General features: G+C 73.7%; 13 protein-coding genes and 2 pseudogenes. 4 read left to right on the top strand and 11 right to left on the bottom strand.

What is annotated here, in order from left to right; genetic code table 11:
• From ACFYPD_RS19210 to ACFYPD_RS19195, 4 genes are all read right to left on the bottom strand, one after another.
• Positions 1-561 carry a GNAT family N-acetyltransferase gene (locus tag ACFYPD_RS19210; RefSeq protein WP_387114943.1) on the bottom strand — a complete coding sequence of 187 codons (561 nt, stop codon included), beginning with the start codon at positions 559-561 and terminating at the stop codon, positions 1-3.
• A 56-nt stretch (positions 562-617) separates the two neighbouring features.
• Entirely contained in the window at positions 618-1,910 is a 1,293-nt protein-coding gene (locus tag ACFYPD_RS19205; RefSeq protein WP_387114940.1) for a lysine N(6)-hydroxylase/L-ornithine N(5)-oxygenase family protein, read from the bottom strand.
• Positions 1,911-1,933: 23 nt separating this feature from the next.
• Positions 1,934-3,469, bottom strand: a complete 1,536-nt coding sequence (locus ACFYPD_RS19200; protein ID WP_387114937.1) for a pyridoxal phosphate-dependent decarboxylase family protein — start codon at positions 3,467-3,469, stop codon at positions 1,934-1,936.
• Between the two features lie 91 nt (positions 3,470-3,560).
• The gene (locus tag ACFYPD_RS19195) at positions 3,561-3,896 is read right to left on the bottom strand and encodes a hypothetical protein (protein WP_387114934.1); all 336 of its coding nucleotides are present in this window, start codon (positions 3,894-3,896) and stop codon (positions 3,561-3,563) included.
• Here ACFYPD_RS19195 and ACFYPD_RS19190 point away from each other — a divergent pair.
• A pseudogene (locus tag ACFYPD_RS19190) lies at positions 3,895-4,272 on the top strand (GNAT family N-acetyltransferase); the annotation flags it as partial. The gene ACFYPD_RS19195 and the pseudogene ACFYPD_RS19190 sit on opposite strands and share 2 nt — an antisense overlap.
• Before the next feature lie 54 nt (positions 4,273-4,326).
• On the opposite strand, the gene ACFYPD_RS19185 reads toward ACFYPD_RS19190, so the two are convergent.
• Genes ACFYPD_RS19185 through ACFYPD_RS19170 form a run of 4 tightly spaced genes read right to left on the bottom strand, consistent with a single transcriptional unit; the run spans position 4,327 to position 8,241 of the window.
• The gene (locus tag ACFYPD_RS19185; protein WP_387114931.1) at positions 4,327-5,271 is read right to left on the bottom strand and encodes an ABC transporter substrate-binding protein; all 945 of its coding nucleotides are present in this window, start codon (positions 5,269-5,271) and stop codon (positions 4,327-4,329) included.
• 38 nt (positions 5,272-5,309) lie between these two features.
• Positions 5,310-6,152 (bottom strand): ABC transporter ATP-binding protein, encoded by an 843-nt coding sequence (locus ACFYPD_RS19180; RefSeq protein WP_387114928.1) that lies wholly within the window; start codon positions 6,150-6,152, stop codon positions 5,310-5,312.
• Positions 6,149-7,198, bottom strand: a complete 1,050-nt coding sequence (locus tag ACFYPD_RS19175) for a FecCD family ABC transporter permease (RefSeq protein ID WP_387114925.1) — start codon at positions 7,196-7,198, stop codon at positions 6,149-6,151. Before ACFYPD_RS19175 ends, ACFYPD_RS19180 begins: the two co-directional genes overlap by 4 nt.
• Positions 7,195-8,241, bottom strand: coding sequence for a FecCD family ABC transporter permease (locus ACFYPD_RS19170; protein WP_387114922.1), 1,047 nt, complete (start codon positions 8,239-8,241; stop codon positions 7,195-7,197). The genes ACFYPD_RS19175 and ACFYPD_RS19170 overlap by 4 nt, the downstream gene beginning before the upstream one ends.
• Before the next feature lie 124 nt (positions 8,242-8,365).
• Between ACFYPD_RS19170 and ACFYPD_RS19165 the strand changes: the two genes are divergently transcribed.
• On the top strand, positions 8,366-9,298 hold the full coding sequence (locus ACFYPD_RS19165; protein ID WP_387114919.1) for a MerR family transcriptional regulator: 933 nt from the start codon (positions 8,366-8,368) through the stop codon (positions 9,296-9,298).
• A gap of 4 nt (positions 9,299-9,302) precedes the next feature.
• A complete protein-coding gene (locus tag ACFYPD_RS19160) occupies positions 9,303-9,662 on the top strand; it encodes a YciI family protein (RefSeq protein ID WP_387114916.1) in 360 nt (119 codons plus the stop codon).
• 19 nt (positions 9,663-9,681) lie between these two features.
• Here ACFYPD_RS19160 and ACFYPD_RS19155 read toward each other — a convergent pair whose 3' ends face one another.
• Together ACFYPD_RS19155 and ACFYPD_RS19150 are read right to left on the bottom strand one after the other, a co-directional pair.
• Positions 9,682-10,512 carry a phytanoyl-CoA dioxygenase family protein gene (locus ACFYPD_RS19155; protein ID WP_387114914.1) on the bottom strand — a complete coding sequence of 277 codons (831 nt, stop codon included), beginning with the start codon at positions 10,510-10,512 and terminating at the stop codon, positions 9,682-9,684.
• A gap of 87 nt (positions 10,513-10,599) precedes the next feature.
• Positions 10,600-11,070 carry a cytidine deaminase family protein gene (locus ACFYPD_RS19150; protein ID WP_387114911.1) on the bottom strand — a complete coding sequence of 157 codons (471 nt, stop codon included), beginning with the start codon at positions 11,068-11,070 and terminating at the stop codon, positions 10,600-10,602.
• 143 nt (positions 11,071-11,213) lie between these two features.
• On the opposite strand from ACFYPD_RS19150, the gene hrpA reads away from it, so the two are divergent.
• On the top strand, positions 11,214-15,209 hold the full coding sequence (gene hrpA, locus ACFYPD_RS19145) for an ATP-dependent RNA helicase HrpA (RefSeq protein WP_387114908.1): 3,996 nt from the start codon (positions 11,214-11,216) through the stop codon (positions 15,207-15,209).
• Positions 15,210-15,266: 57 nt separating this feature from the next.
• Here hrpA and ACFYPD_RS19140 read toward each other — a convergent pair.
• Positions 15,267-15,775, bottom strand: a pseudogene (locus ACFYPD_RS19140) (hypothetical protein); the annotation flags it as partial.

Here is a 15,775-nt window from a genome sequence, read left to right as displayed (position 1 = left end):
TCAATGGGTGGCGGCCAGGAACTGCTCGCGGGTGCAGACGCTCAGCAGGGCGGTCTTCTCCGGCTTGGCGATGGGGCCGACGACGCTGAAGCCGACGGCCGCGTTCAACGCGTGCACGGCGGTGTTGCGGACGTCGGGCTCGACCACCACCCGGCGGGTGGCCGGGTCGGCGAAGAGCCAGTCCAGCACCGTGGTGAGCACGGCGAGGGTGAAGCCGTGCACCGGCGCCTCGGCGGGCGCGCAGAGGAAGTGCATCCCGACGTCGCCCGGGGCCGGGTCGTAGAGGCCGACCAGCTCGACCTCGGCGGGGTCGTAGCGCTCGGCGAGGAACGCCGGGCGGCCATGCCAGCACCCGAGGTACGCGTCGTGGTGCGGGTGCGCGGCGATCCGCCGGTACTCCTCGGCCACCCGGGCGACGTCGGCGTCCTGCATCATCCAGAACACCGCCTTGGGGTGGGTGACCCAGCCGTGCAGCAGCGCGGCGTCGGTGTCCGGGTCGAGCGGGCGGAGGCTGAACTCGCCGAGGCGCGGGTCGTGCCGGCGGTGGGTGGGCGCGGTCACGAGGCCACCTTCCGTTCGCGACTGCGGGGCTCGCAGAACCGGCTCGCTCCTCGCGCTCACGAGGGCATCCCGGCCGGCGCGCCGAACTCCTGGAAGGTGATGCTCTTCTCGATCGGGTAGTGCTCGCGGCCGGTCAGCTCGCGGATGATCCAGGAGTTGCGGTAGGGGCCCATGCCCAGGTCGGGCGAGGTGACGCTGTGCGTGTGGGTGCCGGCGTTCTGGAGGAAGATGCCCCGTCCGGTGTGGTCGATGCTGTAGTTGCGGGCCACGTCGAAGCGGCCGTGGCCGTCCCAGCGGATCCGGTCCCGGACCGGGTCGAGGAAGGCGGGCACGCGGAAGCGGTAGCCGGTGGCCAGCACCAGCCCCTCGGTCTCCAGGGTGAAGTCGCGCCCCTGCTCGACGTGGTGCAGCCCCAGCGTGTACGTCCCGCGCTCCGGGTCGTGGGCCGCCTCGGTCAGCTCGGTGTTGGTCAGCAGCCGGGTGGGCACCGGGCCGCCGACGCTCTTCACGTAGAGCAGGTCGAAGATCGCGTTGATCAGCTCCGCGTCGATGCCCTTGAACAGCCCCTTCTGCTCCGCTTCCAGGCGGTAGCGGGTCCGCTCGGGCAGGGCGTGGAAGTAGTCCACGTAGTCCGGAGAGGTCATCTCCAGGGTGAGCTTGGTGTATTCGAGCGGGAAGAAGCGCGGCGAGCGGGTGACCCAGTTCAGCTGGTAGCCGTGGGTGTCGATGTCGGCGAGCAGGTCGTGGTAGATCTCGGCCGCGCTCTGCCCGCTGCCGACCACGGTGATGCTCCGCCTGCCGCGCAGCGCGGCCCGGTGCTCCCGGTACCGCGAGTTGTGGATCACGTCGCCGGCCAGCCCGGCGCAGGCCGGCGGCACGTGTGGCGGGGTGCCGGTGCCGAGCACCAGCCGGCGCGCCCGGTGGGTGACCTCGCGGCCGTCCACCCGGGCGTGCACCACGTACCGGTCGTCCGTCGGGTCGTACTCGATGGCGGTGACCTCGTGTCCGAACCGGACGCTGGGCAGCTTCGCGGCGGCCCACCGGCAGTACGCGTCGAACTCGCGGCGCAGCGGGAAGAAGTTCTCCCGGATGTAGAACGGGTAGAGCCGGCCGGTCTCCTTGAGATAGCTGAGGAAGGAGTACGGCGAGGTCGGGTCGGCGAGCGTGACCAGGTCGGCGAGGAACGGGGTCTGCAGGTGGGCGCTCTCCAGCAACATGCCGGGATGCCAGTCGACGTCGTCGCGGGCCTCCAGGAAGAGGCCGTCGAGGTCGGCGATCGGGGCGGTCAGGCAGGCCAGGCCCAGGTTGTACGGGCCCAGCCCGACGGCGATGAAGTCGTGGGTCGACATGGGGTTCTCCAGGGCGGGGCCGGTCAGCCGACCGGGCAGGACAGCTCGTCGGCGGTGCGGGTGCGGGCGTACCAGCCGGCGTGTTCGGCGATCAGGTCGAGGACCGCGGCGACGTCCTTCCCGGTGGTCTCCGGGTTGAGCAGGGTGAACTTCAGGTGGTGGGCGCCGTCGACCCGGGTGCCGGCGACGAGTGCGACACCGGAGGCGGCGAGCGCCTCGCGGGCGTACAGGTTGGCGTCGTCCACGAGGTCGGCGGCCAGGCCGGCGGGTCGCCAGCGGAACACCAGGGTGCTCAGCGTCGGCCGGGTCACCACCTCGAAGCGGGGGTCGGCGTCGAGCAGGTGCCAGGCTTCGCCGGCCCGGTCCACCACCTCGTCGAAGAGCGCGCCGACCGCGTCGGCCCCCATGATCCGCAGAGTGAGCCAGAGCTTGAGCGCGTCGAAGCGGCGGGTGGTCTGGAGGCTCTTGTCGACCTGGTTGGGGATGCGCTGCTCGACGGCGCGCGCCGGGTTGAGGTAGTCGGCGTGCCAGGTGGCGTGCCGCAGCGTCCGGCGGTCGCGCACCAGCACGGCGCTGGAGCTGACCGGCTGGAAGAAGGACTTGTGGTAGTCGACGGTCACCGAGTCGGCCCGTTCGATGCCGTCGAGCAGATGCCGGCGGGTCGGCGAGACCAGCAGCCCGCAGCCATACGCGGCGTCGACGTGCAGCCAGACCCCGGCCGCCGCGCAGATGTCGGCGACCTGCGGCAGCGGGTCGATGCTGCCGAAGTCGGTGGTGCCGGCGGTGGCGACGACGGCCATGACCAGCAGCCCGTCCGCCCGGCAGCGGGCGATCTCCCGGGCGAGCGCGTCGGGGCGCATCCGCCGCTGCGCGTCGGTGTCGACGGTGTGCACCGCGTCCGGGCCGAGGCCGAGCAGCCGGGCCGCCTTCTGCACGCTGAAGTGGCCGGCGGCGGAGGTGAGCACCCGCAGCCGGGCCAGCGCCTCGGGCCCGGGCCGCAGGCCGGCCCGCACCCGCGCCTCCTCCCGGGCCAGCAGCAGCGCTTGGAGGTTGGAGTGCGTCCCGCCGCTGGTGAACACCCCGTCGGCGGCGGGCCCGAGCCCGATCCGCTCGGCCGTCCAGTCGATCAGCCGGCGCTCGATGAGCGTGCCACCGGCGCTCTGGTCCCAGGTGTCCAGCGAGGAGTTGACCGCGCTGAGCACGGCCTCGCCGAGCAGCGCCGGGATCACCACGGGGCAGTTCAGGTGGGCCAGGTAGCGGGGGTGGTGGAAGTACACGGCGTCGCGCAGGTAGACGTCGTGCAGTTCGTCGAGGGCCGCGCCGGTGTCGCCGAGCGGCCGGTCGAGGTCGACGGCCGCGACGCGCGGGGCGAGGTCGTCCGGGTCGACCCCGGTGAACGGCCGGTCGGCCGTGGCCACCCGGCGGGCCACCCGCTCGATCCCCTCGGCCAGCACGCCGCGGTAGCGGTCCAGCGAGCGGGCGGTGAACAGGTGGTCCCGGGCGGCGGACGGGCCGGCGCCGGCCGAGGGGGCCGGAACGGTTGCTCCGGGCAGACTCATGGGCAGTCCTCAGTGGTCGGAAGCGGACACGACGGCGACGGTGCGACGGCACCCGCGGTCCGGAGTTGATCCTGAGTTAGGTTACCCTAACCTAAGTCGTGGGGGTCAAGAGGTCGGGAGTCGCCACGCCGGGATCGGTCCTGACGGTGGGCGCCGGCCCGGCGGGGAAGCGCCGCTGGTGGACCACTCCGGCCACGACGGCGAGGCCGACCAGCACGACGCAGCCGAGAGCGACCGCCGGGTAACCCAGCCGGTCGGCCGCGACCAGGCCGGCCGAGGCGGCCACGAACGAGCAGACCAGCCCGAACGAGGAGAGCACCGTGAAGTCGGTGCCGCCGGTATCCGGCCGGGAATAGTCCATGTTGACCGCGTAGAGCACCACGTTGGCCACCGTGTACGCGGCCAGGAACAGGCAGAGCGCGACCACGCACCACGCGTACCTGATCACCCTGGACGGGACGCCGGTCGGCCTGTTCCAGACCTACCAGCCCGAGGCCGACCCGGTCGGCGAGCGCTACCCGGTCCGCCCCGGCGACATCGGCATGCACCTGCTGCTCGCGCCCGGCCGGCAGCTCCCCGGCCTCACCTCGGCGGTCGGGCCGGCCCTGGCCCGCTTCCTCTTCACCGACCCGACGCGGCAGCGCATCGTCGTCGAGCCGGACGTGCGCAACGAGCGCGCGCTGCGCCGGCTGGAGCGGGAGGGCTTCACCTTCGACGCCGAGATCGACATGCCGGACAAGCGGGCCCAGCTCGCCTTCCTCACCCGCGCCCGGTTCGAGGCCGACCACCCGGTCCCGGCCTGACGACGACAGCGCCCGCCCGGCACGGGGGCCGGGCGGGCGCGGACGGGCGGTGGCTCAGGCGGCCAGGTACTTCTCCAGGTCGTCCAGGATCTTGTTGGCGGCGCCGACGCCGATGCCGGTCATCCACACCTCGTCGGAGACCACGTGCGCCTTGCCCGCCTTCACCGCGGACAGGCCCTGCCAGAGGCTGCCGGCCGTGACCTTCGCCTGCTCGGCGGCGGCCTTCTCGCCGTACGCGGTCACGAAGACGACGTCGCCGTCGACCTCGTTGACCCGCTCGGGGCTGACCAGGTCGAAGCGCTTGTCGTCCTTGCCCTCCAGCAGCTGCCGCCCGGGGCGGCCCAGGCCGGTGTCGCCGACCACGATGCCGGAGAACGAGTCCGGGCCGTAGACCCGGATGTTGCCCGGGATGAAGCGGACGATGGAGACCTTCCGCGACGAGGCGTCGCCGAGCTTCGTGCCGAAGTCCTTCGCCCGCTTCTCGTACGCGGCGAGCTGGTCCTTGGCCTGCTGCTCCCTGCCGAGGGCCTTGCCGTCGAGGAGGAAGTTCTCCTTCCAGGTGATGCCCACCTTCTCGGTGAACACGGTCGGGGCGATGGCGGACAGCTCGTCGTAGAACTTCTCCTGGCGGAACTTGCTGCCGAGGATCAGGTCCGGCTTGAGCGCGTTGATCGCCTCCAGGTCGGGCTCGGTGAGCACCCCGACCTCCTTGATGCCGGCCAGCTTGTCCGCGCCGAAGTAGGTGGGCCAGCTCTTCGCCTCGCCGGCGGTGGCCGCGCCGACCGGGGTGACGCCCAGCGAGAGCGCGGTGTCGATCTTGTCGGTGTCGAGCACCACCACGCGCTTCGGCTCGGCGGGCACCTTGGTGGTGCCCATCGCGTGGGTGATCTCCCGGGTCTCCCCGGCGCTGGTGCCGGAGACGGGATCGCTCTCCCCGCAGGCGGTGAGGCCCACGCCGAGGGCGAGGGCCGCGGTGAGAGCGACGGCGAGACGACGCATCAAGGGTCCTTTCATGACAGGTACGGGCCGGCGCGCGGTCACGCGTCGCCGACGGAGGCGCCGGCCGGGGCCGGCGTGGCGGCCGGAGCGGCCGAGGTGTGGGTGAGGGCGGGCACCACGAGCGGCGCGCCGGTGACCGGGCAGGGCACGACCACGCAGTCGAGCCCGAAGACATCGCGGACCAGGTCGGCGGTGAGGATCTCGCGCGGCGGGCCGGCGGCGACCACCGCGCCGGCGCGCATGGCGACCAGGTGGTCGGCGTAGCGGGCAGCCTGGTTGAGGTCGTGCAGCACGGCGACCACGGTCCGGCCGCGCTCGGCGCGCAGCCGGTGCAGCAGGTCCAGCACCTCCACCTGGTGGGCCAGGTCGAGGAAGGTGGTCGGCTCGTCCAGCAGCAGCGCCTCGGTGTCCTGGGCCAGGGTCATGGCAATCCAGACCCGCTGCCGCTGCCCGCCGGAGAGGGTGTCCACCGGCCGGTCGGCCAGCTCGGCCACGTCGGCCATGGCCATGGCCTCCTCGACGGCCCGGCCGTCCTCCGCGGACCACTGCCGCCACCACCGCTGATAGGGCTGGCGGCCCCGGCCGACCAGGTCGGCGACGGTGATCCCCTCGGGCACCAGCGGGCTCTGCGGCAGCACACCGAGCCGCCGGGCCACCTCGCGGGTGGGCAGGTCGCGGATCGCCGTGCCGTCGAGCAGCACCGCGCCGCGGCGCGGCGTGAGCAGCCGGGCCATGGTGCGCAGCAGGGTGGACTTACCGCAGGCGTTCGGCCCGACGATCACCGTGAACGCGTCGGCGGGCAGGTCGAGATCCAGCCCGTCCAGCACGGTCCGGGTCTCGTAGCCGACGACCAGGTCGCGGGTGGACAGCAACGCGGTCACGACCGCCTCCCTCGGGTCCGCAGCAGCAGGAAGATCAGGTACGGGCCGCCGATCGCCGCGGTGAGCACGCCGGCCGGGAGCTGGGTGGGGGCGAACAGCCGGCGGCCGGCCAGGTCGGCCAGCACCAGCAGCAGCGCCCCGAGCAGTGCGGAGCAGACCAGCGGCGGCCGCTCCGCGCGGACCAGCCGCCGGGCCACCTGCGGGGCGACCAGCGCCACGAAGTCCACCGCGCCGACCTGGGCGGTGACGGTGGCGGCGGCCAGCACGCCGGTGGCGGCCAGCCCGACCCGGCGGGCCACCGGGCGCAGCCCGATCCCCCGGGCGGTGTCGTCGTCCAGCGCCGTGCTGCGCAGCGCCCAGCCGGCCCAGAGCAGGACGGGCAACAGCGCGGCGAGCGTGCCGGCGATCCAGGCCGCCTCGGTCCAGCCCTTGCCGGCCAGGGTGCCGATCAGCCAGAGCTGGGCGCGCAGCCCGTCGATCGGGTCGGCGGAGAGCATCACCACCTCGGTCAGCGCCCGGAGCGCGAACGCCACCGCCACGCCGGCCAGCACGAAACGCTGCGCGGCCAGGCCGTGCCGCGCACCGAGGGCGAAGACCAGGACGGCCGCCACCAGGCCACCGACCAGCGCGGCCGGCGCCACCAGGACCGCCGCGGCGCCGCTGGTCAGGGCCACCGTGGCGGCCAGCCCGGCGCCCTGGGTCACCCCGATGACGTCGGGGCTGGCCAGGGGGTTGCGGGCCACGCTCTGGATCAGGGTGCCGGCCACGCCGAAGGCCGCCCCGGCCAGCGCCGCGAGCACCGCGCGGGGCAGCCGCAGGTCGAGCACCACGAGGTCGTACGGGGTGCCGGCGCCGGAGAGCGCGCGCAGCACGTCTGCCGGGGCCACGTACGGGGTGCCGAGCGAGAGGCTGACCACCATGGCGGCGGCGAGCAGCAGGACGAGCGTGACCGCGACCAGCACCGGCCGGCGGCGCACCGGCACGGCCAGCGGACCGACCCGCAGCAGCGACCGCCCCGGCAGGGCGGTGGTGGAGGACGCAGTCATGCCGTCACGACCTTGGCGCGGCGGACCAGGAAGGCGAGCAGCGGGGCGCCGACCAGCGCGGTGATGATGCCGGCCGGGACCTCGCCGGGCGGGGCGACCAGCCGGCCGACCACGTCGGCCCCGAGCACCAGGGCCGGCCCGAGCAGCGCGGCGACCAGCAGGGTCCACCGGTGGTCGGCGCCGACCAGGGCCCGGGCCAGGTGCGGCACGGCCAGCCCGACGAAGGCGATCGGCCCGGCGGCGGCCACCGCGGCGCCGGTGAGCAGCACCCCGCCGAACCCGGCGGCGAGGCGGACCAGGGCGATCCGGTGGCCGAGGCCGCGGGCGACGTCGTCGCCGAGGGCCAGCGCGTCCAGGCCACGGGCGGCCAGCGCCGCGAGGGCCGTGCCGGCGAGGACGAACGGGAGCACCTGCCCGGCGACGCCGACGTCCCGGCCGGTGAGGCCGCCGACCACCCAGAACCGGTACTCCTCGAAGGTGCGGGCGTCAATGCTGAGCAGGGCGTACACGACGGCGCCGAGACCGGCGTCGAGCGCCGCGCCGACCAGCGCGAGGGTGACCGGGCTGGCGCCCTCGCGGGTCCGGTTGGCGACGGCGAAGACCAGCAGCCCGGCGAGCAGCGCGCCGGCGATGCCGAACCAGACGTACCCGGTGAGCGTGCTCACGCCGAAGACGGCGATGGCCAGCACCACCCCGAAGGACGCGCCGGCACTGACCCCGAGGATGCGCGGCTCGGCGAGCGGGTTGCGGGTGACGGCCTGGAAGAGCACCCCGGCCAGGGCCAGGGCGACCCCGACGACCAGCCCCAGGGCGGTCCGCGGCAGCCGCAGCTCGCGGACCACGGTGGTGGCCTCGCCGCCGTCCGGGGCGACCAGGGCGTGCCACACCTGGTCGACGGGAAGGTGGCGGCTGCCGAGCGCCAGGCTGGCCAGCAGCGCGACGATGAGCAGGAGCGCCGCCGCCAGGGTGACCGCGAGGCGGCGGGGCATGCCGCGGCGGGTGGGGGCGCCGGCCCCGGCGGGCCGGACGGCGACGGTGGTCACTGGGGGTGCTCGCCTCTCGGATTAGGTACGCCTTACCTTAACCGAGCTGGTTAGGCACGCCTAACTCGGTGTGGTCGATGCGCGGGTTGCGCCTCCACCGGGGGGAGGCGGCAGGGTGGGCGGCATGGACGGTGCGATCCCTTACTCGATCGGCGACCTGGCCCGGCGGACCGGCCTGCCGGTGAAGACCATCCGCTTCTGGTCCGACCGCGGCATCGTGCCGCCGACCGACCGCGGCCCGACCGGTCACCGCCGCTACGGGGAGGCCGCCCTGGCCCGCCTGGAGCTGGTCCGGACGCTGCGCGACCTGGGCGTCGACCTGTCCACGGTGCGCCAGGTGGTGGAACGGGAGGTCGGGCTGCCCGAGGTCGCCGCGGCGCATGCCGACGCCCTGGCCACCCAGATCCGGGTGCTGCGGCTGCGCCGCGCGGTGCTGACCGTGGTCGCCCGGCGGGGGTCCACCGCCGCCCAGGCCGAGCTCCTGCACCGGCTGGCCGGGCTCGCCGAGGCGGAGCGACGGCGGCTGGTCGACGAGTTCCTCGACGCCGCCTTCGCCGGCCTGGCCGATCCGGGGTTCGCGGGGATCCGCCGCTCGCTCACCCCCGCGCTGCCGGACGACCCCGCCGACGAGCAGGTCGAGGCGTGGGTGGAGTTGGCCGAGCTGACCCTGGACCCGGACTTCCGGGCCGGCCTGCGGCGGCTGGCGGAGCAGCACGCGGCCGACCGTGCCGGCGCGCGCGGCGTCCGCCGCGACGCCGTCGCCGTGGTCCGCGAGGAGGTCGCCCCGGCTCTGGCCGCCGGCGTCGACCCGGCCTCACCCCGGGCCGACCCGGTCGTCGCCGCGGCCACGAGCCGGTACGCGCGGCTCTGCGGCCGCCCGGACGACGCCGACCTGCGGCGGCGGCTGCTGGACCGGCTGGAGGCCGCCGACGACCCGCGCCGGGAGCGGTACCTGCGGCTGCTGTCGGTGGTCAACGGCTGGCCGCCGGTGGAGAGCCTGACCCCGGTGCTCGACTGGTCGATCCGGGCGCTGCGGGCCCGGCAGCCCCTACCCTGAGGGCATGCGATTCGACCAGCACACCGTGGTGCTCCTGGTCCGGCCGGACGACGCGCCCGACCTGCCCCAGGACGCGCTCGACCGGCTCCAGGACGCGCACCTGGCCCACCAGGCCGGGCTGGTGGAGCAGGGCGCCGTCCTCGCGGCCGGGCCCTTCCTCGGTGGTGACGACGAGCGGATCCGCGGGATCGCCGTGCTCTCGGTCGACCCGCAGATGGCCCGCGAGCTCTACGCCAACGACCCCGCCGTACGCGCCGGGCGGCTGGTCGCGCAGGTGCTGAGCTGGATGGTGCCGGAGGGCAACGTCCGCTTCGAGCAGGTGCCGGTGCCCCGCTCGATGCTGGAGGCGGCCGCCGGCGACTGACCGCCCGCCGCCGGTGCCCTCACTCCGCGCCCATCACCAGCCCCTCAATGGTGTGCTTCTGACGGATCGGCACGAGGGTGTCGACCACGGGGCAGCGCAGATGCGCCCGGATGAGTTCCGGCAGGCCCGCCCAGTAGTCCCGGGTGACCGCCAGGTCGTGGTGGGCGGCGTTGCCCGCGCCCGGCGCGTCGACGCCGAGCACCAGCACGGGCCGGGCCAGCCGGCTGACGTTCGGGGTGCCCCGGTGGATGGTGAGCGCGGAGCGCGCCGAGATGTCGCCGCGCTTCGGGTACTTGCGGACCGCGCGGGCCTCGTAGCGGGGGTACCGGTCCTTCGACGGGAACATCTCGTGGTCGAAGTCGCGGCCGTCGTCCCACTGGGTGCCCGGGGCGATCTCGAACGGCCCCATCTCCTCCACGGTGTCCACCGTGGTCAGGTTGAAGGCCAGCGAGGTGAGTCGGCGCCGCAGGCGGGTCTCCTCGGGCATCGGGAAGTCCCGGTGCCACGGCTGGGTCGCCGCGCCGGGGAACGGGATGTCGAACCCCAGCTCGACGATCTCGTAGTCGGGGCCGAGCACCGCGCGGCACACCGACACCACCCACGGGTGGGTGACCAGGTCCACGAAGCCGCGCAGCTGCTCCGGGTGGATCTCGACGTACCACCGCTCGGGGCCGCGGCCGACCGCGCCGTCGGGACGGGCACGGGCCTCCCGGAACGCGGCTTCGACGTCCTCGCCGACCCGCTCGACCCAGTCGGTGGAGAAGGCGCCACGGCAGGCGGTGATGCCGTCGCGGTAGAGGTCGCCGAGCGCCTCGACGGGGGTCTCGTCCTCGATCACCTGCGCTGTCATCGGGCCTCCTCGTCGGCGGACGACCCGAGTATTACAACGTTGTAGAGAGCCCGCAAGACCTGGCCGGGTCGCTCCTGCTGGTGGCCGTCAGTCCTCGGCGGCCTGGCGGCTGCCAGGCACCACGGGCATCGGCCACACCCCGGTGCGCGGGGGCCCGACGGGCACCTCCACCTGGTGGTCCGACCACACGTACGTCTCGGGCAGCAGGTCGGTCACCGGGACCGCGCGCAGCGCGTCCGGCGGGCCGACGATCACCCGGATCGACGGGAAGTAGTCCAGGAGCACCTGCCGGCAGCGGCCGCAGGGCGGGATGACGCCCCGCCCCCGGTCCCCCACGGCGACGATGGCCTCAAGGTCGCCCGCTCCCGCGGTCGCGGCGGCGCCGATCGCCACCAGCTCCGCGCACGGGCCGCCGGTGAAGTGGTAGACGTTCACGCCGCTGAAGACCCGGCCGTCCGTGGTCCGCGCGGCGGCGGCGACGGTGTGGTTGTCGCTGCGGCAGCGCAGCTTGGCGACGGCCATCGCGGCCTGCACCAGCGCCCGGTCGGTGTCCCGCATGATCATCCCGTCCCGTCGTCGACCTCGCCTCGGCGGAAACTCTAGCCCGGCCACCCACTCCCACCTGGGAGGGCGCGCGGACGGCCGGGTCGCCGGTAACCCGCGGGCGCTCGGCCGCACGCCTGCCTATCCTTGGCGACGTCATGCAGAATCCAGCCGCACCCGCCGTACCCGAGACCGCCCGCGACCTGCACCGCCGCCTCCCCGCCCTGATGTTCCGCGACCAGCGCCGGCTCCAGCGGCGGCTCGACGGGGTGCGGAAGCTGCGCGACCCGCAGCGGCGGGAGTCGGCGCTGGCCGAGATCGCGGCCGACGTGGCCCGGGCCGAGGCGCGGCTGGCCGCCCGGCGGGCCGCCGTGCCGACGATCACCTATCCGGCCCAGCTGCCGGTCAGCGAGCGCAAGGACGACATCGCCGCCTCCATCCGCGACCACCAGGTGGTGATCGTGGCCGGCGAGACGGGCTCCGGCAAGACCACCCAGCTGCCCAAGATCTGCCTGGAGCTGGGCCGCGGCGTCACCGGGCTGATCGGCCACACCCAGCCCCGCCGGCTCGCCGCGCGGACGGTGGCGGACCGGATCGCCGAGGAGCTCGGCACCGAGCTGGGCGACGTGGTCGGCTACAAGGTGCGCTTCACCGACCAGGTCGGCGACAACAGCCTGGTCAAGCTCATGACCGACGGCATCCTGCTGGCCGAGCTGCAGACCGACCGGATGCTGCGCCAGTACGACACGTTGATCATCGACGAGGCGCACGAGCGCAGCCTCAACATCGACTTCATCCTCGGCTACCTCCGCCAGCTGCTGCCCCGCCGCCCCGACCTCAAGGTGATCATCACCTCGGCGACCATCGAGACCGACCGGTTCGCGAAGCACTTCGCCGACGCCGAGGGCAACCCCGCTCCGGTCGTCGAGGTGTCCGGCCGGACCTACCCGGTGGAGGTGCGCTACCGCCCGCTGGTCGAGGTCGTCGAGGGCGAGGAGGAGGACGACGGGGACGAGGAGAACGTCCGGGACCAGATCCAGGCCATCGGCGACGCGGTCGAGGAACTGGCCGCCGAGGGTCCCGGCGACATCCTGGTCTTCCTCAGCGGCGAGCGGGAGATCCGGGACACCGCCGACGCGCTCGGCAAGCTGGTGCAGAAGAAGCGCTCCCTGCTCGGCACCGAGATCCTGCCCCTCTACGCCCGGCTCTCCACGGCCGAGCAGCACCGGGTCTTCGCCCCGCACGCCGGTCGCCGGGTGGTGCTCGCCACCAACGTCGCGGAGACCTCGCTGACCGTCCCCGGCATCAAGTACGTGGTGGACCCCGGCACGGCCCGGATCTCCCGCTACTCCAGCCGGCTCAAGGTGCAGCGGCTGCCCATCGAGCCGGTCTCCCAGGCGTCGGCCAACCAGCGCAAGGGGCGCTGCGGGCGCACCTCGGACGGCATCTGCATCCGCCTCTACGACGAGCAGGACTTCGCCTCCCGGCCCGAGTTCACCGACCCGGAGATCCTGCGCACCAACCTGGCCTCGGTCATCCTCCAGATGACCTCGATCGGCCTGGGCGACATCGGCGCGTTCCCGTTCATCGACCCGCCGGACCGGCGCAACGTCACCGACGGCGTGAACCTGCTGCACGAGCTGGGCGCGCTGGACCCGGCCGAGACCGACCCGGCGAAGCGGCTCACCCCGCTGGGCCGCCGGCTGGCCCAGCTCCCGGTCGACCCGCGGCTGGCCCGGATGGTGCTGGAGGGCGAGCGCAACGGCTGTGCCACCGAGGTCGTCGTGATCGCGGCGGCGCTGTCCATCCAGGACCCGCGCGAGCGGCCCGCCGACAAGCAGGCCCAGGCCGACCAGGCGCACGCCCGCTTCGCCGACAAGGAGTCGGACTTCGTCGCGTACCTGAACCTGTGGCGCTACCTGCGCGAGCAGCAGCGGGCCCTGTCCTCCAGCGCGTTCCGGCGGATGTGCAAGGCCGAGTACCTGAACTACCTGCGGGTGCGCGAATGGCAGGACATCGTCAGCCAGCTGCGCCAGGTGCTGCGTACCTCGGACAAGGGTGACGGCCGGCGCGGGGCCGGCGCGGACCTGCCCGAGGAGATCGACACCCCGAAGGTGCACCAGTCCCTGCTGCCCGGCCTGCTCTCCCACCTCGGGCTGAAGGACGCGCAGAAGCACGAGTACCTGGGGGCGCGCGGGGCGAAGTTCGCGATCTTCCCGGGCTCGGCGCTGTTCCGGAAGCCGCCGCGCTGGGTGATGGCCGCCGAGCTGGTGGAGACCTCGCGGCTCTGGGGCCGGGTGGCCGGCCGGGTCGAGCCGGAGTGGGTCGAGCCGCTCGCCCAGCACCTCGTGAAGCGCAGCTACAGCGAGCCGCACTGGGAGAAGAAGCAGGCCGCCGTGATGGCCTACGAGAAGGTCACTCTCTACGGCATCCCGCTGGTCACCTCCCGCAAGGTCAATTTCGGCCGGATCGACCCGGTGCTGAGCCGGGAGCTGTTCCTCCGGCACGCCCTCGTGGAGGGCGACTGGCAGACCCACCACCAGTTCTGGGCGGACAACCAGCGGCTGCTGGCCGAGGTGGAGGAGCTGGAGAACCGGGCCCGGCGGCGGGACATCCTGGTCGACGACGAGACCATCTACCACTTCTACGACCAGCGGATCCCCGCCGACGTGGTGTCCGGCCGGCACTTCGACACCTGGTGGAAGAAGACCCGCCGGGAGCAGCCGGACCTGCTCACCTTCACCCGCGAGCTGCTGGTCAACTCCGGGCGGGGCGGGGTGGACGAGACCGACTACCCGGACGAGTGGCGGGCCGACGGGGTCGCCCTGCCGCTGACCTACACCTTCGACCCGGGCACCCCCACCGACGGCGTCACCGTGGACATCCCGCTTCCGCTGCTCAACCAGGTGCCGGCGGAGAGCTTCGACTGGCAGGTGCCCGGCCTGCGCGAGGAACTGGTGATCGCGCTGATCCGGTCGCTGCCCAAGGCGATCCGGCGCAACTTCGTCCCGGTGCCCGACTACGCCCGGGCGGCGCTCGCCCAGCTGCCGGCCGGCGAGGAGCCGCTGCTCGCCGCGCTCACCCGGCAGCTGCGCCGGATGACCGGGGTGACCGTCCCGCCGGACGCCTGGGACCCGGGCAGGCTGCCGCCGCACCTGCGGGTCACCTTCCGGGTGCTCGGCGAGGACGACAAGCCGGTCGCCGAGGGCAAGGACCTGCCGGCCCTGCAACGCGAGCTGCGCCAGGAGGTACGCCAGGTTGTCGCCGCCGCCGCGCCCGACGTGGCCCGGACCGGGCTGACCGGGTGGGACATCGGCACCCTGCCGCGCACCATCGAGCAGGTCCGCGCGGGCTACGCGGTGACCGCGTACCCGGCCCTTGTCGACGAGGGCACGACCGTCGGGGTGAAGGTGTTCGACTCCCCCGCCGAGCAGGAGGCCGCGCACTGGGCCGGCACCCGGCGGCTGCTCCGGCTGACCGTGCCCTCCCCGGCGAAGTTCCTCCAGGGGCGGCTGAGCAACGAGGCCAAGCTGGCGCTGTCCCGCAACCCGCACGGCGGGGTGCCGGCGCTGATCGAGGACGCCGCGGGCGCGGCCATCGACAAGCTGATGGCGGACGCGGGCGGCCCGGCCTGGGACGCCGAGGGCTTCGCCGCGCTGCGGGACCGGGTCCGCGCCGACCTGGTCGACACCGTGGTCGAGGTGATGGGCCGGGTGCGGCAGGTGCTGGCCGCCGCGTACGCGGTGGAGCAGCGGCTGGGCGCCACCCGGAACCTGGCCGTGGTGGCCGCCCTGGCCGACATCCGCAACCAGCTCGGCGGCCTGGTGCACAAGGGCTTCGTCACCGAGGCCGGGTACGCCCGCCTGCCCGACCTGCTGCGCTACCTGACCGCCATCGAGCGGCGGCTGGACCGGCTGCCCGGCAACCCGCAGCGGGACAAGTCTCAGCAGGACCGGATCGCCGTGGTGCAGAAGGAGTACCAGGACCTGCTCGCCGCGCTGCCACCCGCGAAGCGGCAGTCGGCGGCGGTCCGGCAGATCCCCTGGATGATCGAGGAGCTGCGGGTGAACGTGTTCGCCCAGGCGCTCGGCACCCCGTACCCGGTCTCCGAGCAGCGGATCTACCGCGCCATGGACGACGCCGAGGGCCGCTGACCGGCGCGACGGCGGGGCCCGGATGGTGTCCGGGCCCCGCCGTGGGTGTGCTCGTGCTCAGATGCCGTAGATGAATTCCGCGTCGGTGCCGCCGCCGCTGTTGGCGTTGCGCAGGTAGACGGTGTTGTTGCCCGGCCGGCGCACCCCCGGGGTGTCGACACCGTCGTTGTTCCAGTCACCCGGCACCGCCACGTCACCGGACCCACCATGACCGAACACGAACTCGTCATCGGTGGAGTTGGTGGCCGACGAGGTGCCGTTGGTCAAATACCACGTCGAGTTGCCCGGCCGGAACACCCCGACACTGTCGAAACCGTTGTTGTTCCAGTCACCGGCCACCGGCTGATCGCCGGACCCACCATGACCGAACACGAACTGGTAATCGGTGTTGTTGGTGGCCGTCGACGTGCCGTCGGTCAGATACCACGTCGAGTTGCCCGGCCGGAACACCCCGACACTGTCGAAACCGTCGTTGTTCCAGTCACCGGCCACCGGCTGATCGCCGGACCCACCATGACCGAACACGAACTGGTAATCGGTGTTGTTGGTGGCCGTCGACGTGCCGT

Origin of the sequence: Micromonospora sp. NPDC005299 (genome assembly GCF_042872345.1) — a bacterium.
GTDB lineage: Bacteria > Actinomycetota > Actinomycetes > Mycobacteriales > Micromonosporaceae > Micromonospora.
This window is presented reverse-complemented; position numbering and strand designations above follow the sequence as displayed.